Raw genomic sequence first — 20339 nt, forward strand, 5'->3', positions numbered from 1 at the left:
CAAATTCGCGACGGTTATAAAAGAGAATAATAGTTCTGTCTAACAGAACGATTTGCCGCGCGGTGCGGCTCAGGAGGAAACATGTCGTTCCGAAGCACGATGGCCGCCCTCGCCGGTTGCCTCGCGAGTTGCATTGCCCTCTCCGGCCCTGCGTCGGCCGAGACCTATCCGGCGCGGCCGGTGACGATGATCGTCCCGTATGCCGCCGGGGGCGCTACCGACGTGGTGGCCCGGGCGGTCGCCGAAAAGCTCACGGGCGCCTGGGGACAGGCGGTGGTCGTGGACAACCGCGCCGGAGCCGGCACCACCATCGCGGCCCGGACGGTCGCGCAGGCGCCGGCGGACGGCTACCTCCTCTACATGACCACCTCGGCCCACACGATCTCGGGGCACCTCTATCCCGGCCTGACCTTCGACGCGGTGAAGGACTTCGCGCCGATCACCCTCGTCACCAAGGTGCCGCTGGTTCTGGTGGTGAGCCCGCAGGTGCCTGCCTCCAACATGTCGGAATTCCTCGCCTGGCTCGCCAAGGAGGGGGACAAGGTGAACTACGCCTCCCCCGGCATCGGCACCGCGCAGCACCTGTCGGCCGAGTTGTTCAAGATCGCCACCAAGAGCGGCATCACCCACGTGCCGTACAAGGGCGACGCGCCGGCCCTCACCGATCTCATGGGCGGCCAGGTGCAGATGATGCTCGCGACCGCGACGGCGGTCATTCCGCTCATCGAGAGCGGCAAGGTTAAGGCGATCGCCGTCGCCCATAACCGCCGCATCAGCGCGCTGCCGCAGGTGCCCACCTTCGCCGAGGCCGGCGTAAAGGATTTCGAGGCCGCCACCTGGTTCGGCCTGCTGGCGCCCGCGAAGATCAAGCCGGAGCTGGTCGAGAAAATCTACACCGACGTGTCGAAGATCGTCGCGGAGCCGGACATGCGCCGCCGCATCGAGCAGCTCGGTGGCGATGTGGTCAACAGCACGCCGGCCGAGTTTGCGCGCTTCATGCAGGAAGAGAGCGGCAAGTGGGCCGCCGCGGTGAAGGCTTCCGGCGCGTCCCTGAAGTGAGGTCTTCCCGCTCCCGGTCCGCGTTCTGCGCGGACCGGGATGCGATTGTCGGGCCGTGAACCGGGCGCGGTGTCGCTTTCCCTCAGGCGGCGCCGCGCTCGGCCGTTCCGGCGGGATGCTGAAAGGCCGGCCAGGTGCCGCCGAGGGTGCGGGTCAGTCTCTCCGCCTGCGGCAGTAGCTCTGCGCGCATGGCCGCGATCCGCTCGGGCGAGAAGCGCTCGCGCGGGCCGGACAGGGAGAGGGTGCCGAACAGGCCGGTGGGGCCGAACACCGGGGCAGCAACCGCCGCGCAGGCGGGATCGCGCTCGCCCTGCGAGAGCGCCCAGCCTTCGGAGCGGATGGCGTCGTAACGCGGACCGGCCTCGCCGTCGAAGGCAAGGAGGACATGTCCGCCCGCTCCCACCCGAATGGGATAAACATCGCCCGCCGCCACCCGGTCCAGCGTCGCATGGCGCGAATCCACGCGGAACAGGCACAGGCGGTGGCCGGCATCCTGCCGGACATGGAACGACGAGCTTTCGGTCCCGCGATCCACCAGTTCCTGCAGAACCGGCAGCACATGGCCGCGCAGCCCGTTGCGCCGCTCATAGGCAATGCCGAGCCGGAAGGCAGCCGGCCCCAGATCATAGCCGCCATCGCGCAGGCGCGTGACATAGCCGTTGCCTTCCAGCGACGCCATGAGGCGGAGGATGGTGCTCTTGTAGAACCCCGTCAGGCGGGAGAGGTCCGCGAGGCTGACGGGACCGTTCGCGCGCTCCAGCGCGCTGACGATGCTGAGCGCCCGTTCGACGGCGGCGACGCCGCCGCCATCGGGCTGACCGGGGGTCTTGGACTCGGACACACGCATCTCCAGTACGCCCGCCGACTGCGCCGGGCGGGCGATGGATGATTGCAGAAGCGGCCGGCAATTGGAACGCTCCCGCCGCGCCGGACCATCCCCACCGGGCAAGAGGCGCGCCGACGCGCCCGCCTCCGCCGTCAGCTTGATTTGGCGACGATGCGGCTCACCACGGGCCAGTAGAGATCGCCGAAGCCTTCGGCCTGCGTCTTCTCCAGCAGTCGGTCGGCGAGTTCCGCCCCTTGCAGCTTGAGCCCCACCGATTGCGCGAGGGACAGCGCGTAGCTGATGTCCTTGCGGGCGTAGGTGGTGGAGAAGGCGCGCTCCGGGAAGGTGTCCGGCACCACGGCCTTCATGCCGTGGTTGCGCAGGGCGAAGCTGTCGGCCGAGCCCTTCATCAGGGTCTCGAACAGGAGCTTGCCATCGACGCCCGCGCGCGTGGCCGTGGCCATCGCCTCGCTCAGCGCCACGACCGTCTCAACCAGAACCATGTTGTTGAGGATCTTGACGATCTGTCCCGCCCCGATCGGCCCGCAATGGGTGATGTCGCTGGCGAAGGTCGCGAGCAGCGGTCGCACGAGGTCGAAGGTCGGCTCGTCCGCGCCCACCATGATGGAGAGCGTGCCCGCCTCGGCCGCCTGCCGGGTGCGCGCGATGGGCGCGTCGGCATAGCGGGCGCCGGCCGCGACGACCTTCGACGCAATGTCCCGCGTCAACTCCACCGGCGAGGTGCCGAGATCGACGATCACCTGTCCCGGACGGACATGGGCGAGGAGGCCATCAGCGCCGAGGGTCACGGCTTCCACATGGGCGCCGCTGGGCAGGGCCATGAAGATGACGTCGCACGCCGCTGCCAGATCGGCGAGGCTCTGCGCGCGGGTCACCCCGAAGGCGGCGAGCCGCTCCAGCGGCGCGTCCGCCCGGTCGAAGCCGACCACGGGCCGTCCACTCTTCTGCGCGAGGTTGCGGCACATGGGCTCGCCCATGACGCCGAGCCCGATGAAACCGACGCTGCCGCTCATTGTCCCATGCCTTCCTCGGGCACCAGCTTGCCCATGTCCCAATAGATGCCCTTCGCCTGCTGATAGAGGCGGACGCCGGAAATGCCCTTCTCGCGGCCGATGCCGCTTTCCTTGAAGCCGCCGAACGGCGTCGCCACGGAAAGCTGCTTGTAGGTGTTGATCCAGATGGTGCCGGCCTCGATGGCCCGCGCCACGCGCCAGGCGCGCCGGTAGTCGGCCGTCCAGATGCCGCAGGCGAGGCCGTAGACGCTGTCGTTGGCCTGGGCGACGAGGTCCGCTTCGTCGGAGAAGGGCAGGATCACCAGCACGGGGCCGAAGATTTCCTCCTGAGCCACCCGCGCCGCATTGGTCAGCCCGCCGATGAGGGTGGGTAGATAGAAGGCGCCGTTGGCGAGCGCATCCGCATCGGGACGGCGACCGCCGACGATGATGTCGCCGCCCTCCTTGCGGGCCACGTCCACCATGCTTTCCACCCGGTCACGGTGGGGGAAGGAGGCGAGCGGTCCCATCTTCGAGGCCGGCTCCGTGGGCATGCCCACCGCCAGCGCCTCGGTTTTCGCCTTCAGGCGATCCACGAAGGCATTGTAGACCGACCTCTGCACGAACAGGCGCGAGCCGGCGACGCAGGACTGGCCGGAGCCCTCGAAGATGCCGCCCATGACGCCGGCCACCGCCGCTTCGAGATCGGCATCCTCGAAGACGATGTTCGGCGATTTGCCGCCGAGTTCCAGCGCGGCAGGAATGAGCCGGTCGGCGCAGATACGGCCGATTGCGCGCCCGGTGCCGGTGCCGCCGGTGAAGGACACCATGCGCACGCCCGGATGCTGCACCAGCGCGACGCCGGTGTCGCCGCCGAGGCCGGTCACCACATTCAGGATACCCGGGGGCAGGCCCGCTTCCGCGGCGATGCGGGCGACGAGGATGGCAGCGGTGGGCGTCACCTCGGAGGGCTTCACGATGATGGCGTTGCCGGCGGCGAGCGCCGGGGCCACCTTCTGCGCCTCCATGGTGAGCGGCGAATTCCAGGGGGTGATGGCGGCGATGACGCCCATGGGCTCATAGACCGTCATGGACATGTAGTCGCCGCGCGCCGGCGTGACCTCGGAGCCGAGCGTCTCGCACACCGCCGCGAAGTAGCGGAAGGTCGCGATGGCGCTCGCCACCTGGGTGCGGCACTCGGCGATGACCTTGCCGTTCTCGCGCATCTGGATGGCAGCCAGCTCATCAGCATTGGCGGCCATGCCGTCGGCGATGCGGGCGATGATGCGGGCGCGCTCGTGGGGCCGCATGTTCCGCCAGGCCGCCGACCGCACGGCCTGCTGGGCCGATGCGACGGCCGCGTCCACATCAGCGGCGGAGGCGGCGGAGAGCTCGTAATTCACCTCGCCCGTCGCGGGATTGCGCGAGACGAAGGTGGGGCCGGTGCCCGTGACGGACTTTCCGGACACGAAGAAGGGCAATGGGGACATGGGGTTCTCGCAGGGGAGCCGGCCCGCGCGGTGCGCGGGCCCGGCGATACGGATCAGCGCTTGACGAGCGGGCACTCGCTTTCGCTCAGCGGGCGGTAGGATTCGGAGCCGGGGAAGCGCTCGACCGTCTTGTAATAGTCGAACTCGTACTTCGACTCAGCCGGCGTCTTCACCTGCATCAGGTACATGTCGTGGAGCACGCGGCCGTCCGGACGGATCACGACATCCTTGTTGTACATGTCGTTGACCTTCATCTCGTGCATCTTGGCGGCGACCTTCTCGCCATCCTTGTTGCCGAGCGCCTTCACCGCCGCGAGATAGTGCTTCACGCCGCTGTAGACGCCGGCATGGATCATGGAGGGGACGCGCCCGCCCATCTGGGCCTGGAAGCGCTTGGTCCAGGCGCGGGTCTCGTCGGTTAGATCCCAGTAGAAGGAGGTGGTCACCTGAAGGCCCTGCGCCGCCTTCACGCCCAGCGCCTTCACGTCGGTGATGAAGACGAGGAGGCCGGCGAGCTTCTGCCCGCCCTCGACGATGCCGAACTCACCCGCCTGCTTGATGGCGGTCTGCACGTCGCGGCCCGAGGTGGCGAGGCCGACCACGTTGGCCTTCGATGCCTGCGCCTGAAGGAGGAAGGAGGAGAAATCGTTGGTGCCGAGCGGATGGGCCGCCTGCCCCACAACCTTGCCGCCCGCCGCCTCGATGAACTTGGTGGCGTCGCGCTGGAGCGCGTGGCCGAAGGCGTAGTCCGCCGTGATGAAGTACCAGCTCTTGCCGCCGGCCTTGGTGATGGCCTGGCTGGTGATCTTGGCGAGGGCGTAGGTGTCGTAGGTGAAGTGGAAGGAATAGGGCGAGCAGGCCTTGCCCGTGAAGTCCGACGAGGCCGGGCCGTTCACGATGAAGATCTTCTTGCGTTCCTTGGCCGCCTCCAGGATCGCGAAGCCGGCCGAGGAGGCCGCACCGTCCGCGATCAGGTCCACGCCCTGGGTATCGAACCACTTGCGGGCAGTGGCGGAGGCGATGTCCGCCTTGTTCTGGTGGTCGGCGTCGATGATCTCGATGCGCTGGCCGATGACCTCGTTGGCGAAGTCTTCCGCCGCGAGCCTGGCGGCGACCACCGAACCGCGCCCGCCATTGTCGGCGAACACGCCGGACTGGTCGTTCAGGATGCCGATGCGGATCACGTCGTCTGCCGCACGGGCAGCGACCGGAGCTGCGGCGAGCGCCATACCGAGCGCGGCGGCGGCGAACCTCTTTTTCGTTGTGTTCATTCTGGCGTCTCCTCGCGAATTATCGTTGGTCATGATTGACCGGCACGCGCCCGCACCTCGTCGAGGACGGGAGCGATGTAGCGGCGGAACTGCTCGGGGTTCTCGCTCATCGGGAAGTGGCCGAGGCGCTCCATCACCGTCACCTGCGCGCCGGCGATAGTGCGGGCGGCGCGGAGCGTGTCGTCTGGGGAGCAGGAATAGTCGTATTCGCCCGTGAGCAGGTAGAGCGGGCAGACATTGGTGTCGATGGCGGCGGTGCGGCCACGCAGATCGCCATCGACGCGGTAGAAATAGAGGTCACCCTTGAAGACGCCCGGCCCGCTCTGCTTGTAATGCCACAGCGTTTCCATGCGCCGCGCCGGGGGCACATCAGGCGACATCAGGCCGGAAACCAGCGCCGCGCAGGCTTCACCGCCGTGCACGTCGGGTCGGTTGAGCCATTCCGTGTCGTACCAGGGCTGCTGGAAATCCGCGGCCTCGAGGCCGATCAGCGCGGAAAACTCCGCCGCGTGATCGATGGCGAGGTTGAGCACGATGCGCCCGCCGATGGAGCAGCCCATCACCACCGGCTTCTCAAGTCCGAGCGCACCGCAGAAGGCGCGGATGGTGGAGGTGTAGGCCGCCGTGGTGAGGCGATATTCCGTGCCGTCCCAGTCCTCGGGCGGGTTGGACTTGCCGTGGAACGGCAGATCGAAGGCGATGACGCGGAAGTGCCGCGTGATCTCGGCGTCGGCCAGAAGGTGGCGCCACTGGCGTCCATCCGAACCCGCCGTGTGCAGGCAGACGAGCGGGATGCCGGCACCGGCCTCCTCGAAATAGACGCGGTGCGGGCGGCCTTCGATGGGGAAGGTTACATAGCGCCCGACCATGGGTTCGATCTGGGGCTCGATGGTCGCGGGAACGGTCATGCTCATGCCCGTGCCTCCCGCGGCAGCGCCAGAAGGTCCTTGAAGTACTGGAGGTTGGCGATGAAGGGGTGAAGGTCTCCCTCCAGCGTCGCCGCCCCGCGCTTGGTCAGCGCCAGAAGGTCGTGCCAGCCCGCCTTTGGCATGGGCTGCCAGAACGCGCTCCACGCCTCGGGGGTGGCGCGGTAGGCGAAGCGCCAGTTCGCCATCACGCGCGGCGCCTCGTCCATCTGCACGATGCGGCCCTGCGCGATCCGCAAGCGGAAGGCCCGGCCGGGAAGCCCCACGAGGCATTCCGTGGACAGAAAGCGGCCGCGCTGCTGAAGGGCGGGCATGCCTTCCAACAGCGCCGGCAGGCGGGCGAGCCGCGCCGCCACATGGTCATCGGGATCCACCAGAACCCTCCCTATTGTTCTGTTAGACAGAACATCTGTTCTTTTTTGTAAGTTGAATATACAGAGAGACGATCCGCTGGCAAGCGGCTTCGCCGGGTCCGATAAGCAAGTCTCAGACGCCCGTGTGACCGAGGCTCACGACGAAACCGCCCGGCACAGAACCGGGGATCGGGAGGGAACGAGATGCAGTGGGAGGTCTATGCCCTGCGCTATGGCGATCAGCAGCGCACGCGCGGCATGAATTTCATCGGCGCGGGCGATCCGCACGATACGCCGATGCCACTCGATTTCTACGTCTGGCTCCTGCGCAGCGGCAGCCGGCTGATCGCGGTGGACACCGGCTTCGCGAAGGTCGGCACGCCCGCACGGGGACGCCGAATCCTTCGGGATGTGGCGACGGCCTATGGCGATCTCGGCTGCGATCCTGCCGAGGTGGAGGACGTGATCATCACCCACCTCCATTACGACCACGCCGGCAACCTCGACCTGTTTCCGAAGGCCACCTTCCACCTTCAGGAACGCGAGATGGGCTTCGCCACCGGACGGCACATGTGCGTCGCCTGCATGCGCCACGCATTCGATGTGGAGGATGTGGTGAAGATGGTGCGCGCGCTTTACGCCGGCCGGGTACACTTCCACACCGGTGACGGGGAGGTCGCGCCCGGCGTCAGCGTCCACCATGTCGGCGGCCACACAGACGGCCTGCAGATGGTGCGGGTCGAGACCGCGCGCGGCCCGCTGGTGCTCGCCAGTGACGCCAGCCACTTCTACGCCAACATGCAGGACGGCCTGCCCTTCCCCATCGTCTTCAATGTCGGCGACATGGCCGCCGGCTGGGGGCGCGCGCGGGTGCTGGCGAACGGGCACGAGGAGATGATCGTGCCGGGCCACGACCCGAGGGTCCGCGCGCTCTATCCGGCCGTGGAAGGCAGCGCGGGCGAGACCGTCGCGCTCCACTTGCCGAGGATTGGCTGAAAACAGGCTTCGAGAGCGCACCGGACGGCCGGCGCCCGTGCGGGGCATTCATCTGCGCCCAAGCTTGACCGCAAAAGGCGGCACGCCTTCGAAAACTTGCCGACGGCCCAGGGCAACATGCCCGACCAGATGCGTGCACGTGGACGCCGACTTCGCCGCCCCGCATTGACCCTCTGGCGTCCTGCCGGCTCCTCAGGCGGCTCCGCCGCGCCGTGGACGGGCGCGGGTGGCGAGCACGTTGCGGATGGCGAAGCTGGAATGGATGCGCCGCACCCCCGGCAGGGTGGAGAGAATATCCGTGTGCACGCGCTCGAAATCGCCGGCGGTCTCCACTTCGACCCGCAGGCGATAGTCCGCGCCGCCCGTCATCAGGTAGCACTCGCGGACTTCCGGATACTTGCGCACAGCGTTCTCGAACCGGCGGAGGAAGTCCTCGGTCTGCCGTTCGAGGGTGATGTCCACCATCACCGACATGCCGGCTTCCGCAGCGCCGCGATCGACGATGGCCGTGTAGCCCTTGATGGCCCCACTGGTTTCCAGAATGCGTATGCGTCGCAGGCAGGAGGATGGGGACAGGCCGACCTCGGCCGCGAGATCGGTGGTGCTGATGCGCGCGTTCAGCAGCAGCTGGCGAAGGATGGCTTGGTCGATGGCGTCCAGGCTGCGCATGCGCGATTCTTTCAAACTCTGCCTGATTTTTTCATCCGGGCGATCATAACCAAGTTATCGCGCGCACAAAGCCCGGATTGTGCGCGGTCTTTGCGCTAGCTTTGCTGTCGGTCGCGAGAGGGCGGACGATGCACGGAACGATCTCACATATCGACACCGGCGAGGCGGCGGGTGGCGTGCTCACCATCGATTGCGGCGCGCTGACCGATAATTACCGCCTGCTGCGCGCGCAAGTCGCGCCCGCCCGCGCCGCGGCGGTGGTGAAGGCGAATGCCTACGGCCTTGGTGCGCTGGATGTGGTGCCCGAGCTGATCGCCGCCGGCTGTCGGGATTTCTTCGTCGCCCATCTCGGCGAAGCGCTGGAGCTGCTGCCGACGCTGCGCGAAGCGCATGGTTCGCCGGGCGAAGCCGAGCCCCACCTCTACGTGCTGAACGGCCTCATGCCCGGTTCGGAGGGGACATGCGCGGCGGCGGGCATCATCCCCGTGATCAACAGCCTTAGCCAGTTGGCGCGCTGGGCGGGCACGGCGGCTGCGCGGGGCGAGAAGCTACCTGCCGTGCTGCAGTTCGACAGTGGCATGTCCCGGCTCGGCATGGCGCCCACCGATGCGGAGGCCATCATCCGCGACGGCCTCGCCGACACCCTCGACATCCGCGCCATCATGAGCCATCTCGCCAGCGCGGACGAGCCGGACAATCCCCAGAACGACGATCAGCTGCGCGTCCTGCGCGCCATCGCGGCGGCGTTTCCCGATGCCCTGGTATCCTTCGCCAATTCCGGCGGTGCTTTCCTCGGCGCGGACTATCACGGCGCGCTGGCGCGGCCGGGAATTGCGCTTTATGGCGGCGCACCGACGGCGGCCCGCGAGAACCCCATGCGTCCCGTGGTGCGGCTCGATGTGCGGGTGATCCAGACGCGGAGCGTGCCGGTCGGCGCCCGCATCGGCTACGGGGGCGCTTTCGTGGCGACCTCCCCGATGCGCCTCGCCACCCTCGCCGTCGGATATGCGGATGGCCTGCCGCGCTGCCTGGGCAACCGGGGCGCGGCGTGGTTCGAGGGGGTGCGCCTGCCCATGGTCGGCCGCGTCTCCATGGACAGCCTCATCGTCGATGCCAGCGCTTTGCCCGAAGGCGCGCTCGTCGAAGGCGCGCTCGTGGAACTGATCGGGCCCCATCAGAGCCTCGATGAACTCGCGACCGCCGCCGGGACCATTTCCTACGAACTGCTCACCCAGCTCGGCCGCCGCTACCGCCGCCGCTACCGTTGAGGCGCGCCACCGCATTGCAAAGAGAAGCCCCATGAACATCGTCGTGCTCGGAGCCGGCGTCATCGGCGTCACCTCCGCATATTATCTGGCGAAAGCCGGCCACACCGTCACCGTCATCGACCGCCAGCCCGGGCCGGCGCTGGAGACCAGCTTCGCGAACGCCGGCGAGGTCTCGCCCGGCTATTCCTCGCCCTGGGCCGCGCCCGGTGTTCCGATGAAGGCGCTGAAGTGGCTGTTCATGAAGCACGCGCCGCTGATCCTGCATCCCACGGCGGATCCCGCCACCTGGCGCTGGATGCTGGCCCTGCTGCGCAACTGCACGTCCGAGCGCTACAAGGTGAACAAGGGCCGCATGGTGCGCCTTGCGGAATACAGCCGCGACCGCCTCGCCGACCTGCGCGCCGAAACCGGCATTGCCTATGACGAGCGGATGCAGGGCACTTTGCAGGTGTTCCGCACGCAGAAGCAGCTCGACGCCATCGCCAAGGACATCGAGGTGCTGCGCGCCGATGGCGTGCCGTTCGAAGTGCTGGACCGCGCCGGCTGCGTCGCCGCCGAGCCGGGGCTGGCGCAGGCGGCGGAGCGCATCGTCGGCGGCCTGCGCCTGCCCGGTGACGAGACCGGCGACTGCTTCAAGTTCACCGAGGCGCTGACGGAGCTGTGCCGCGGGATGGGCGTCACCTTCCGCTTCGGCGTGGACATTCGGGGGCTGAAGCAGGCGGGCGGCCAGAGGACCGGCCGGGTCACGGCGGTGGAGACCGCCACGGGCGACATTGTCGGCGATCTCTTCATCGCCGCGCTCGGCAGCTACACGCCGGCGCTGCTGGCGCCGCTCGGGCTGCGGCTGCCCATCTATCCGGTGAAGGGCTATTCCATCACCATGGCGGTGATGGACGAGGCCCGCGCGCCGGTCTCTACCGTGATGGACGAAACCTTCAAGGTCGCCATCACCCGCCTCGGCTCGCGCATCCGCGTGGGCGGCATGGCGGAAATCGCCGGCTTCAACCGGGATCTCAACGACGCCCGCCGCAGCACCCTCCTGCACTCGGTGGGCGACTTGTTCGCCGGAGCAGCGGACACCCGGGAGGTCAATTTCTGGACCGGCCTTCGGCCGATGACGCCGGATGGCACGCCCATCATCGGCGCCACCTCCTGCCCGAACCTCTACATCAATGCCGGCCACGGCACGCTCGGCTGGACCATGGCCTGCGGATCGGGCGCGGTGCTGGCGGATCTGGTCAACGGCCGCCGGCCCGCCATTGAGGCCGCCGACCTCGCCCTCTCGCGCTACGGCTGAGGGCCGGGAGCGTCCCATCGGGACCACGGCCGCCATGCCCGGCTTGTCGCCGGCTCGGTCGCTTACGGCGGCACGAAAATCGTCGCCCGGACGATCCGCCCGCCGCAGCCGGTCGTACCATTTGCGATGTCCACGCTGCGTCCCGATCGAGTTGACCGCATGATCCGCGCCTTCCCGGCGAACGCTGCCTGTCGCGAGGGAGCCACGCCATGTCCGCGGTGACGGTCTGGTACGATTCCGCCTGTCCGCTCTGTCGGCGCGAGATCGCCCTCATGCGGCGACTGGACCGGGACGCGCGGATCACCTTCGTCGATCTGCATTCGGGAACGGGCTGCCCACTCGATCAAGGCGCCATGCTGGCGCGTTTCCATGCCAGCGAGGATGGCCAGCTTCTCTCCGGCGCGGCGGCCTTCGCCGCCATGTGGCGCCAGATCCCCCGGCTGCGCTGGCTTGGCCGGGCGGCGCGCAACCCGCGCGTTCTGGCGCTGCTGGAACGGACCTACATCGCCTTCCTGCGCATCCGCCCGCGCCTCCAGGGCCTTGCCCGGCGCCTTGAGGGAGACCGCGCGTGAGGCTCGCCGTGGTGATCGGGGCGCGCGGCGGCATCGGCACCGCGCTGGCGCGGGCGCTAGACGCGACCGGCGCGTTCGATGCCGTGGTGGGGTTGTCGCGGCACTCGTCGCCATCGCTCGACCTGTGCGCGGAAGAGTCCATCGCCGCGGCCGCCGCGCAGGTGGCCGAGCTTGGCACACCCCATCTCGTGCTGGACGCCACCGGACTTCTCTCCGATGCCGACCTCAAGCCGGAAAAATCGCTGCGTGCCATCGATCCGGCCGCCATGGCCCGCGCCTTCGCCATCAATGCGATCGGCCCGGCGCTGCTGATGAAACATTTCCTGCCCCGCCTGCCACGCGATGCGCCCGCTGTGTTTGCCACGCTGTCCGCCAAGGTCGGCAGCATCGGCGACAACCGGCTCGGGGGTTGGTACAGCTACCGCGCCTCAAAGGCGGCGCTGAACCAGCTGGTGCGCACCGCCGCCATTGAGCTGGCGCGGACCCATCCCCGGGCCATCTGCGTCGCCCTCCATCCTGGAACCGTGGACACGCGCCTGTCGCGCCCCTTCGCCAAGACCGGGCTCGACACGCTCACAGCCGAGACGGCAGCGCGCGACATCCTCGCGGGTCTCGCGCGGCTGCGGCCGGACGACAGCGGCGGCTTCTTCGACCGCCACGGCCAGCCGCTTCCGTTCTGATCCACCCGCGCCGCCGAACAGGTCCGCCATGCCGCGCATGCGCAAGAAAGCCGAGCTGCCCACCCGCACCTGCCGCGCCTGCGGCCGGCCCTTCGCCTGGCGGCGCAAATGGGCGCGCGACTGGGACCGGGTGCTCTATTGCTCGGACCGCTGCCGCGTTGCCAAGAGCGGGCCGCAGACTGAGGGGCGAACATGAGCGGAAACCTGCGCTTCGTGCTGGGCGATCAGCTCACCCGCGACCTCTCGGCCCTCGTCGACATCGACCCCGCCCGCGACACGGTGCTGATGGTGGAGGTGGAGGCCGAGGGGCGCGCCGTGCCGCACCACCGGCAGAAGATCGCCTTCCTCCTGTCCGCCATGCGCCATTTCGCCGAGGCCCTGCGCGCCGAGGGTATCCGCGTGGATTACGTGCGCCTCGACGATCCGGACAACACGCAGGACTTTACCGGTGAACTCGCCCGCGCCGTCGCCCGCCACGTGCCGAAGCGCGTCATCGTCACTGAGCCCGGGGAATGGCGGGTGGAGGAGATGATGCGGGGGTGGGCGCAGTCCCTGCCCGTCCCGGTCGAGATCCGCGCTGACGACCGCTTCTTCTGCTCCCGCGCCGATTTCACCGCGCTGGTCCGGGCCCGCAAGACCGGGCGCATGGAGTTCTTCTACCGCGAGATGCGCCGCCGCACCGGCTACCTCATGGACGGCGACACGCCGGTGGGTGGCCAATGGAACTTCGATCCCGACAACCGCAAGGCCCTGCCCCGTGGCACGCGCGTGCCGGAGCGCCGGCGCTTCCCGCCGGATGCGATCACGCGGGAGGTGCTGGCGCTCACCGCATCGCGCTTCGGCACCCATTTCGGCGACCTTGAACCGTTCGGATGGGCCGTGACCCGCGCGGATGCCCTGCTGGCGCTGGACGATTTCATCGCCGTCGGCCTGCCCCGCTTCGGCGACTATCAGGATGCCATGAAGGCGGGCGAGGATTTCCTCTTCCACAGCCTGATCTCGCCCTATCTGAACTGCGGCCTCCTCACCGCCCGCGAGGCCTGCGACCGGGCGGTGGAGGCCTTGGGCGATGGCGCGGCGCCGATCAATGCGGTCGAGGGCTTCATCCGCCAGATCCTCGGCTGGCGGGAATTCGTGCGCGGCATCTACTGGGCCGAGATGCCCGGCTATGCCGGCGGCAATCACCTCAACGCCACCCGCCCCCTGCCCGCGCTCTACTGGACCGGCGACACGCCGATGCGCTGCATGGCGGAATGCATCGGCACGACCCGCCGCCATGCCTATGCCCACCACATCCAGCGGCTGATGGTGACCGGCAATTTCGCCTTGCTGGCGGGGGTCGAGCCCGCACAGATCGAGGCGTGGTACCTCGCCGTCTACGCCGATGCCTATGAATGGGTCGAGCTGCCCAACGTCCACGGCATGGTGATGCACGCGGACGGCGGGCGCCTCGGCTCCAAGCCCTATGCGGCCTCCGGCGCCTACATCCACCGCATGTCGGACTATTGCACCGGGTGCAGCTACGATCCGAAGGTGAAGCTCGGGCCGGGCGCCTGCCCGTTCAATTATCTCTACTGGAACTTCCTGATCGAGAACACGGACGTGCTTTCGCCCAATCCGCGCATGGCGATGCCCTACCGCACCCTCGCCCGCATGCCGGCGGCGCAGCGGGCCGAGATCGTCCAAGCGGCCCGCGTCTTCCTGGACGGCCTTCCGACAGACTGGGGGTGAGGTCAGACCGGGATGGGGGAGAGCGGTGCCAGCGGCGCGCGCAGGGTCACGCGCAGACCACCGAGATCGGGGCTGCGGTCGAGGGCGATCGAGATATGAAGCAGTTCGGCGATGACCTTCACGATGGACATGCCGAGGCCGCTGCCGGGCACGTCCGGCCGGTCGGGCACGCGATAGAAGCGCTGGAACACGCGCTCCCGCTCGGCCTCCGGAATGCCCGGCCCGCTGTCCTCGATGGTCACGAGCGCCATGTCGTCCTCGCGCCGGGCGGAGAGGACCACCTGACCACCGGCGCCGGAATACTTCACCGCATTGTCCAGAAGGTTGCCCAGCAATTCGGATAGCAGCACGGTGTCCGACACCAGCGGCAGGGGCCGATGCCGGATGAGGCAGGAAATCTGCGTGTCGGCCGGAATGCCCGCAATGCGGTCGGCGATGACGTGCTCGATCACCTCGCCCATGTCACAGGGCGTGCCGCCCGCCGCCGCCACGGCGCTTTCGTCGGCACGGGCGAGGGTGAGCAACTGGGTGATGAGCCGCTCCAACCGTTCCGCCCCCTGATCCAGCTCGGCCAAGGCCGTGTCGCGCAGCTCGGGATCGGAACTCTCCCGGCGCAGGAGATCCACATGCACGCGCACGATCGCAAGCGGCGTGCGCATCTGGTGAGAGGCATCTGCGGTGAAGCGGCGGAGAAGCTCCGTCGCCGAGCGCAGGCGCTCGAACATGGCGTTGATGGCGGTGGCGGGCGCCACGGCCTCCTGCGGCACATCGGACAGATCGAGCGGCCGCAGGTCGCGCCAGTCGCTGACGGCGCGGTTGTCGATCTGCCGGCTGAGATCGACGAGCGGCATTAGTCCGCGCTCGACGGATACCCACGCCAGCACCGCGATGGCCAGGATGAGCGCGGCTTCCGCGAGGCCGAGGTTCCGCAGCATTTCGTTGCGCAGCTGGTTGCGGGCAAGCCGGGTCTCGGCGACGGCGACGATGACCGGCGCCTCGACGCCATAGACGTGACGGGACACCGCCGCGACCCGCACGGCATTGCCGCGATAGGTTTCGTCCCAATGGGCGGGCTGGCCGGGCTCCACCGCCGGCATCCGCCCGAGGGGCAGATCGGGATAGCCCGTCACCGGCCCGGCGTCGGTCGCGACGAGGTAATAGACATTGTCCTGCGTCTTGGTTTCGAGCATGCCCAGCGCGACCTGCGGCATGTCCACCACCACCTCGCCGCTCTCCACCGCGAGCCGCTCGGCGATGGCCATCAAGGAGCCGTCGAGCAGGCGATCGTGGGAGCTTTCCACCACCGAAGTGATGGTGAGGTAGCCGCCAGCCCCGATGGCCACCGCCAGCAGGAGCACCGGCGCCAGCAGGTTGAGGAGAACCGCGCGCTTCAGCGAGCGGCGGGTGGCGCGCATCAGTCCTTCTCCAGCATGTAGCCGAGGCCGCGCACGGTGCGGATTCGCAGCCCGCTTTCCCCAAGCTTCTTGCGCAGGCGGGCGATATACAGCTCCAGTGCGTTCGGGCCCACCGCATCGTCGAGCCCGAACACCTCCGAGATGAGCCTGGCCTTGGGCACGAGCTTGCCAGCCTGCAACAGCAGAAGGTGCAGCACCGCAAGCTCGCGGCGGCGCAGATCGAGCGGGTTTCCCTCGAGCCGCGCGACATGCTGCGCGGTGTCGAACTGCAGCGGCCCGAATTCCAGAACGGCGTCGCTGACACCGAAGCCCCGGCGCACCAGCGCCCGCACTCGCGCCTCGAACTCGGCGAGGGCGAACGGCTTATTCACGTAATCGTCTGCGCCGAGGTCCAGCGCCTTCACCTTCTCGCTCACATGGTCGCGGGCGGTGAGGATCATTACCGGCGTCTTGAGGCCCGCGCGGCGAATCGCTCGCAGCACGTCATATCCGCTGCCGTTGGGCAGGCCGAGATCGAGCACCACCAGATTGTAGGCCTCGCGCGTCGCCAACCCGACCGCATCGGCCGCATCGGCCTCGTGATCGACCGCATAGCCGAGGGATGCGAGGGAGCGCTTCAGTCCGCTCGCCAGCGCCCGGTCGTCTTCTACGATGAGGATACGCATCAGGACGTCTCCCGGCCGGATTGCAGCTGGCCGCAAGGCGTGAACGCCCCCGTCTCGGAGCGGGAAGGATGCCCCATACGTGACCACACCGGTCGCATCGCATAATGTAGACCGGCGAACGGAAGCAAGTTCAAGAGACGGGGCGGACGTGCGTGCGGGAGGCGGGTGGATGGCCCCGGTGAGCGGCGATGGGGAGCGGAGCGCCATGTCTGTCGCGCGGCGCAGTCCCGCAGCGCGGCGGCGTAAGGCCCGGACCTTCGCGGCGGGACTTTTCCGTGCGGCGTTGCTGGCCGCAACCCTCGTTGCAGCGGCGGCCGGCCCGGCCCGAGCACAACCCCTGCGCTCGGACGAGGTTTCGGTGGGTACCGGAACCGCCGGCGCGCTCACCGTCCTGTCCTCCATCGATCCGGTGGAGATGGGTGAACTGCTGGAACACTGGCGGGCACGCTATCCGGACATCAAGCTGACCTACCGGCACAAGAACTCGCTGGACATCTATTCCGACGTGGTCGAGTGCAACGAGGCGCGGCCCTGTCCCGATCTCGCCTGGAGTTCCGCCATGGATCTCCAGATCAAGCTCGTCAACGACGGCTACGCCGCCCGCCACGAACCCGCCGCCGCGGCCGTCCTGCCCCCATGGGCGGTATGGCGCAACGAGGCCTTTGGGGTCACGGCGGAGCCGATCGTCCTCGTCTACAACAAGATGCGTGTTCCACCGGAAGACGTGCCGCGCACCCATGCCGATTTCATCCGCCTCCTGCGCGAGAAGGGCGCCGCCTACCGGGGGAAGATCGCGGCTTACGACCCCGAGCGCAGCGGAACCGGCTATCTGTTCTGGAACAGCGACGTGCGCATCACCGCCGACACCTGGCAACTGGTGCGGGCGCTGGGCCGGACCGCGCCGAAACTCTATTCCTTCGCCCACACCATGCTCGATCGCGTGTCGGACGGCGACCAGTTGTTCGCCTACAACACCATCTCCTCCTATGCGCGGGCACGGGCACGGGAGGAGCCCGCCATCGGCGTCGTGGCCTTCGAGGACTACACGCTGGTGATGACGCGCATCGCGCTCATTCCCAAGCAGGCGCCGCACCCCGAACAGGCCCATCTTTTCCTGGACTTCCTGTTGTCCCGCGAAGGCCAGGAGGATCTCGCGCGCCGGGCCTTCGGCACGGTGCGGCTCGACATGCCACCGCCCGCCGAAGGGGGCGCCGATCCCGCCCGGCTGCGTCCCATCCACGTGGGGCCGGAGCTTCTGGCCTACCAGGACCAGTCGAGGCGCCGCATCTTCTTCCGCGAATGGCGCAAGGCCCTGGAAGGGCAATGATCGACCGCCGCGCGCGCCGGACGATCGTCGCGCGGGACGTGACAGGTTCTTGACAGGTTCTCCCCCCTAGGCTCCCGCCGATGCCGCCATGCGATGGGCTGCGCTAGGTCTCCGCCAGAGACTGGCGGGCTGCAGGCGGCCGGACGAAGCAACAACAAGCAGCGCAGAAACGCCGCGAGCGGCTGCGCCGGCATGGGAGACAACGCATGGTCGGGCCTTCGGCAGCCGCCGTTCCACCCACCGCGACCGCAGGCGTGCCTGCGATCAAGTCGAGGACCGCAGCCATCCTGCGCTCGACGAGCGGCAATTTCCTCGAGCAGTTCGATTTCTTCCTGTTCGGCTTCTACGCGACGTCCATTTCCAAGGCGTTCTTCCCCACCGGAAATGAAGTCACCGAACTGCTGCTCACCTTCACCACCTTCTGGCTCGGCGCGCTGATGCGGCCCGTCGGCGCCATCGTCCTCGGCGCCTATCTCGATCACATCGGCCGCCGCAAGGGCCTGATCGTGACCCTCGGCATCATGGCCGCCGGCACGGTGCTGATCGCGGTTTGCCCCACTTATGCGCAGATTGGCATCGCGGCGCCGCTCATCGTGCTGTTCGGCCGCCTGCTGCAGGGCTTCTCGGCGGGCGTGGAACTGGGCGGCGTCTCGATCTACCTGTTCGAGATCGCGACGCCGGGAAACAAGGGCTTCTACACCTCGTTTCAGTCGGCCAGCCAGCAGGTCGCCATCTTCTTCGCCGCCATCATCGGCTTCTCGCTGAGCCAGCTGATGCCGCCCGAGACCATCTCCGCCTGGGGCTGGCGCATTCCCTTCTTCATCGGCTGCGCGATCATCCCCTTCATCTTCTTCATCCGCCGCACGCTGGAGGAAACCCCCGAGTTCCTCAAGCAGAAGAAGCACCCGACCCAGCGCGAAGTCTTCGCCGCGATACTGGCCAACTGGCGGATCGTGCTGCTGGGCATGATGCTGACGGCCATGACCACGGTGACCTTCTATTTCATCACCGTCTACACTCCCACCTTCGGCAGGAACGTGCTGAAGCTGTCCATCACCGACAGCCTTCTCGTCACGCTGCTGGTGGCCACCACCAACTTCATCTGGCTGCCCATCGGCGGCGCCATCTCGGACCGCGTGGGCCGTCGTCCGGTGCTGCTGGCCATTGCCATCCTGGCGCTGGTGACGGCCTATCCCGCCCTCGCGTGGCTGGTGGTGGAGCCGACCTTCAACAAGATGCTGATGGTGGAGCTGTGGTTCTCCCTGTGCTTCGGCGTGTACAACGGCGCCATGGTGGCGGCATTGTCCGAAGAGGTGCCAGCGCATGTGCGCACCACCTGCTTCTCGCTCGCCTTCGCCCTCGCCGCCGCTCTCTTCGGCACGTTCACGCCCCTGGTCTCCACCTGGCTGATCGACATGACCGGCAACCGTGCGGCGCCCGGCTTCTGGCTTATGGCGGCGGCCGCCTCGGGCCTCATCGCCACCATCCTCATCTATCGCGGTCGCAGCACGCCGCTCGTGCGACATTAAGCGGAAGGACGCGACGCTCCCGAGCGTCGCGCCCACCTATCGGTTCAAGGCGCCCGCAATCCGCCCGCCCCCCGAATGCCGATTCAGGCTGCGTTACGCCAAGCGCCTTGAACATGGCTCGGGCCCGGTCGACGGGCCGGATCAAATCGATAAAATCACATCGGAGGAAAGAACATCGCGACACGCGGGGTTTGCACGCTTCTGGTCGGCCTTGCACTGGCCCTGCCTGCTTCGGCGCAGGCCGATGAGGTGCGGGTGATGATCTCGGGCGGCCTCTCCGCCGCCTACAAGCAGTTGGTGCCGCAGTTCGAGCGCGAGACCGAGCTCAAGTTTTGACCGCTTATGGGCCGTCCATCGGCACCACCGAGAACGCGATTCCGGTGCGTCTCAACCGGGGGGAGCCGGTGGACGTGCTCATCATGGTGGGCGAAGCGCTCACCGGCCTGACCGAGCAGGGCAAGTTGGACAAGGTGTCGCGCGTCGATCTCGTCCGCTCGCCCATCGGCGTTGCCTTGCGCGCCGGCACGCAGAAGCCCGACATCTCCATCGTAGATGCGCTCCGCACCGCCTTGCTCAACGCGAAATCCGTCGCCTACTCGGACAGCGCGAGCGGCGTCTATGTGGAGAATGAGCTATTCAAGCGCCTTGGCATCGAGGCCCAGACCAAGGCCATCCTCAATCCGGCGGCCAAGCTGCTCGGCATCACCATCAACCAGGACAGCGCGCCCGATGCGTGGCCGGTTCTGAAAACCCAGGCCGCCACCGGCAAGGCCATCTGGGACGTCATCGATTCACCAACCACCATCTGCATCCGCGGCGGCGAGCAGGGCATGGTCGAGAAGCTCGACTTCTCGAAGATCCCCAACGCCGCATCCATGCCGGCGCAGTACAAGACCCACTATTCGGTGGCCTACGAGTTCTATTCCTCGGTGCTCGCCTACAACAAGAAGAAATTCGCCGCCAAAGCGCCGCAGACCTGGGCGGACTTCTGGGGGCCGGCCACAAGGACATCCGCACCGGCATCTGGGAGGCGACGCCCGGCGTCACGCGCTCCATCAAGGGCGCGACCTGGGAATATTGCACGATCCTGTCCGGCGTCGTGGTTCTGACCGAGGATGGCGGCACCCCGCGCCGCTTCCGCGCGGGCGACACCTTCGTGCTGCGGCCGGGCTTCGTCGGCACCTGGGAAACGATCGAAACCGTCCGCAAGCTATGGGTCGCCGTTTCCTGATCTCTCACCATCCAGCAAGGT

General features: G+C 68.0%; 19 protein-coding genes and 2 pseudogenes. 12 read left to right on the forward strand and 9 right to left on the reverse strand.

The features are described 5' to 3' along the window. The first annotated feature begins 81 nt into the window (after positions 1-81). A complete protein-coding gene (locus J2126_RS04710) occupies positions 82-1059 on the forward strand; it encodes a tripartite tricarboxylate transporter substrate binding protein (protein ID WP_209484431.1) in 978 nt (325 codons plus the stop codon). 82 nt (positions 1060-1141) lie between these two features. Here J2126_RS04710 and J2126_RS04715 read toward each other — a convergent pair whose 3' ends face one another. The 6 genes from J2126_RS04715 to J2126_RS04740 form a co-directional block, all read right to left on the reverse strand. Further along, positions 1142-1900, reverse strand: a complete 759-nt coding sequence (locus J2126_RS04715) for an IclR family transcriptional regulator (protein WP_348634230.1) — start codon at positions 1898-1900, stop codon at positions 1142-1144. A 137-nt stretch (positions 1901-2037) separates the two neighbouring features. Then, positions 2038-2919, reverse strand: a complete 882-nt coding sequence (locus tag J2126_RS04720) for an NAD(P)-dependent oxidoreductase (RefSeq protein ID WP_209484435.1) — start codon at positions 2917-2919, stop codon at positions 2038-2040. After that, entirely contained in the window at positions 2916-4388 is a 1473-nt protein-coding gene (locus tag J2126_RS04725; RefSeq protein ID WP_209484437.1) for an aldehyde dehydrogenase, read from the reverse strand. The genes J2126_RS04720 and J2126_RS04725 overlap by 4 nt, the downstream gene beginning before the upstream one ends. 53 nt (positions 4389-4441) lie before the next feature. Then, positions 4442-5659, reverse strand: coding sequence for an ABC transporter substrate-binding protein (locus J2126_RS04730; RefSeq protein WP_209484438.1), 1218 nt, complete (start codon positions 5657-5659; stop codon positions 4442-4444). 29 nt (positions 5660-5688) lie between these two features. Next, positions 5689-6573: an alpha/beta fold hydrolase gene (locus J2126_RS04735; protein ID WP_245327204.1), complete on the reverse strand. Its 885-nt coding sequence runs from the start codon at positions 6571-6573 to the stop codon at positions 5689-5691. After that, complete coding sequence (locus J2126_RS04740) at positions 6570-6959, reverse strand: hypothetical protein (protein ID WP_348634231.1); 390 nt, start codon at positions 6957-6959, stop codon at positions 6570-6572. The genes J2126_RS04735 and J2126_RS04740 overlap by 4 nt, the downstream gene beginning before the upstream one ends. A gap of 183 nt (positions 6960-7142) precedes the next feature. On the opposite strand from J2126_RS04740, the gene J2126_RS04745 reads away from it, so the two are divergent. Then, complete coding sequence (locus J2126_RS04745) at positions 7143-7934, forward strand: N-acyl homoserine lactonase family protein (protein ID WP_209484440.1); 792 nt, start codon at positions 7143-7145, stop codon at positions 7932-7934. A 192-nt stretch (positions 7935-8126) separates the two neighbouring features. Here the strand turns inward: J2126_RS04745 and J2126_RS04750 are convergent, their stop codons facing one another. Then, positions 8127-8603, reverse strand: coding sequence for an Lrp/AsnC family transcriptional regulator (locus tag J2126_RS04750; protein WP_209484442.1), 477 nt, complete (start codon positions 8601-8603; stop codon positions 8127-8129). A 128-nt stretch (positions 8604-8731) separates the two neighbouring features. On the opposite strand from J2126_RS04750, the gene alr reads away from it, so the two are divergent. The 6 genes from alr (at position 8732) to J2126_RS04780 (ending at position 14151) form a co-directional block, all read left to right on the forward strand. Next, positions 8732-9871 carry an alanine racemase gene (alr, locus tag J2126_RS04755; protein WP_209484444.1) on the forward strand — a complete coding sequence of 380 codons (1140 nt, stop codon included), beginning with the start codon at positions 8732-8734 and terminating at the stop codon, positions 9869-9871. Further along, the gene (locus J2126_RS04760) at positions 9789-11168 is read left to right on the forward strand and encodes a D-amino acid dehydrogenase (RefSeq protein ID WP_348634232.1); all 1380 of its coding nucleotides are present in this window, start codon (positions 9789-9791) and stop codon (positions 11166-11168) included. Before alr ends, J2126_RS04760 begins: the two co-directional genes overlap by 83 nt. A 209-nt stretch (positions 11169-11377) precedes the next feature. Further along, the gene (locus J2126_RS04765; RefSeq protein ID WP_209484448.1) at positions 11378-11740 is read left to right on the forward strand and encodes a thiol-disulfide oxidoreductase DCC family protein; all 363 of its coding nucleotides are present in this window, start codon (positions 11378-11380) and stop codon (positions 11738-11740) included. Beyond that, positions 11737-12420 (forward strand): SDR family NAD(P)-dependent oxidoreductase, encoded by a 684-nt coding sequence (locus tag J2126_RS04770; protein ID WP_348634233.1) that lies wholly within the window; start codon positions 11737-11739, stop codon positions 12418-12420. Before J2126_RS04765 ends, J2126_RS04770 begins: the two co-directional genes overlap by 4 nt. A gap of 28 nt (positions 12421-12448) precedes the next feature. After that, positions 12449-12616 carry a DUF2256 domain-containing protein gene (locus tag J2126_RS04775; RefSeq protein ID WP_209484450.1) on the forward strand — a complete coding sequence of 56 codons (168 nt, stop codon included), beginning with the start codon at positions 12449-12451 and terminating at the stop codon, positions 12614-12616. Next, positions 12613-14151, forward strand: a complete 1539-nt coding sequence (locus J2126_RS04780) for a cryptochrome/photolyase family protein (protein WP_209484452.1) — start codon at positions 12613-12615, stop codon at positions 14149-14151. Before J2126_RS04775 ends, J2126_RS04780 begins: the two co-directional genes overlap by 4 nt. Positions 14152-14153: 2 nt before the next feature. On the opposite strand, the gene J2126_RS04785 is transcribed toward J2126_RS04780, so the two are convergent. Further along, on the reverse strand, positions 14154-15566 hold the full coding sequence (locus J2126_RS04785) for a sensor histidine kinase (protein ID WP_209484455.1): 1413 nt from the start codon (positions 15564-15566) through the stop codon (positions 14154-14156). Next, positions 15566-16231, reverse strand: coding sequence for a response regulator (locus tag J2126_RS04790; RefSeq protein WP_209484458.1), 666 nt, complete (start codon positions 16229-16231; stop codon positions 15566-15568). Before J2126_RS04790 ends, J2126_RS04785 begins: the two co-directional genes overlap by 1 nt. A 358-nt stretch (positions 16232-16589) precedes the next feature. Between J2126_RS04790 and J2126_RS04795 the strand changes: the two genes are divergently transcribed. From J2126_RS04795 to J2126_RS04810, 4 genes and pseudogenes are all read left to right on the forward strand, one after another. Then, on the forward strand, positions 16590-17558 hold the full coding sequence (locus J2126_RS04795) for an ABC transporter substrate-binding protein (RefSeq protein ID WP_209484460.1): 969 nt from the start codon (positions 16590-16592) through the stop codon (positions 17556-17558). 206 nt (positions 17559-17764) lie between these two features. After that, positions 17765-19087 carry an MFS transporter gene (locus J2126_RS04800; RefSeq protein WP_245327205.1) on the forward strand — a complete coding sequence of 441 codons (1323 nt, stop codon included), beginning with the start codon at positions 17765-17767 and terminating at the stop codon, positions 19085-19087. Positions 19088-19419: 332 nt separating this feature from the next. Beyond that, positions 19420-20094 (forward strand): annotated as a pseudogene (locus tag J2126_RS25255) (extracellular solute-binding protein); the annotation flags it as partial. Positions 20095-20096: 2 nt separating this feature from the next. Beyond that, positions 20097-20318: pseudogene (locus tag J2126_RS04810) on the forward strand (cupin domain-containing protein); the annotation flags it as partial. Positions 20319-20339 lie beyond the last annotated feature (21 nt).

The sequence above is a fragment of the Xanthobacter flavus genome (genome assembly GCF_017875275.1).
Taxonomy (GTDB): domain Bacteria; phylum Pseudomonadota; class Alphaproteobacteria; order Rhizobiales; family Xanthobacteraceae; genus Xanthobacter; species Xanthobacter flavus_A.

Excerpts from the sequence above, each read along its gene's own strand:
- J2126_RS04710 (WP_209484431.1), top strand. The coding sequence starts at position 82 with ATGTCGTTCCGAAGCACGATGGCCGCCCTCGCCGGTTGCCTCGCGAGT.
- J2126_RS04720 (WP_209484435.1), bottom strand. The coding sequence starts at position 2,919 with ATGAGCGGCAGCGTCGGTTTCATCGGGCTCGGCGTCATGGGCGAGCCC.
- J2126_RS04725 (WP_209484437.1), bottom strand. The coding sequence starts at position 4,388 with ATGTCCCCATTGCCCTTCTTCGTGTCCGGAAAGTCCGTCACGGGCACC.
- J2126_RS04730 (WP_209484438.1), bottom strand. The coding sequence starts at position 5,659 with ATGAACACAACGAAAAAGAGGTTCGCCGCCGCCGCGCTCGGTATGGCG.
- J2126_RS04735 (WP_245327204.1), bottom strand. The coding sequence starts at position 6,573 with ATGAGCATGACCGTTCCCGCGACCATCGAGCCCCAGATCGAACCCATG.
- J2126_RS04745 (WP_209484440.1), top strand. The coding sequence starts at position 7,143 with ATGCAGTGGGAGGTCTATGCCCTGCGCTATGGCGATCAGCAGCGCACG.
- J2126_RS04750 (WP_209484442.1), bottom strand. The coding sequence starts at position 8,603 with ATGCGCAGCCTGGACGCCATCGACCAAGCCATCCTTCGCCAGCTGCTG.
- alr (WP_209484444.1), top strand. The coding sequence starts at position 8,732 with ATGCACGGAACGATCTCACATATCGACACCGGCGAGGCGGCGGGTGGC.
- J2126_RS04760 (WP_348634232.1), top strand. The coding sequence starts at position 9,789 with ATGAACTCGCGACCGCCGCCGGGACCATTTCCTACGAACTGCTCACCC.
- J2126_RS04765 (WP_209484448.1), top strand. The coding sequence starts at position 11,378 with ATGTCCGCGGTGACGGTCTGGTACGATTCCGCCTGTCCGCTCTGTCGG.
- J2126_RS04775 (WP_209484450.1), top strand. The coding sequence starts at position 12,449 with ATGCCGCGCATGCGCAAGAAAGCCGAGCTGCCCACCCGCACCTGCCGC.
- J2126_RS04780 (WP_209484452.1), top strand. The coding sequence starts at position 12,613 with ATGAGCGGAAACCTGCGCTTCGTGCTGGGCGATCAGCTCACCCGCGAC.
- J2126_RS04785 (WP_209484455.1), bottom strand. The coding sequence starts at position 15,566 with ATGCGCGCCACCCGCCGCTCGCTGAAGCGCGCGGTTCTCCTCAACCTG.
- J2126_RS04790 (WP_209484458.1), bottom strand. The coding sequence starts at position 16,231 with ATGCGTATCCTCATCGTAGAAGACGACCGGGCGCTGGCGAGCGGACTG.
- J2126_RS04800 (WP_245327205.1), top strand. The coding sequence starts at position 17,765 with ATGGTCGGGCCTTCGGCAGCCGCCGTTCCACCCACCGCGACCGCAGGC.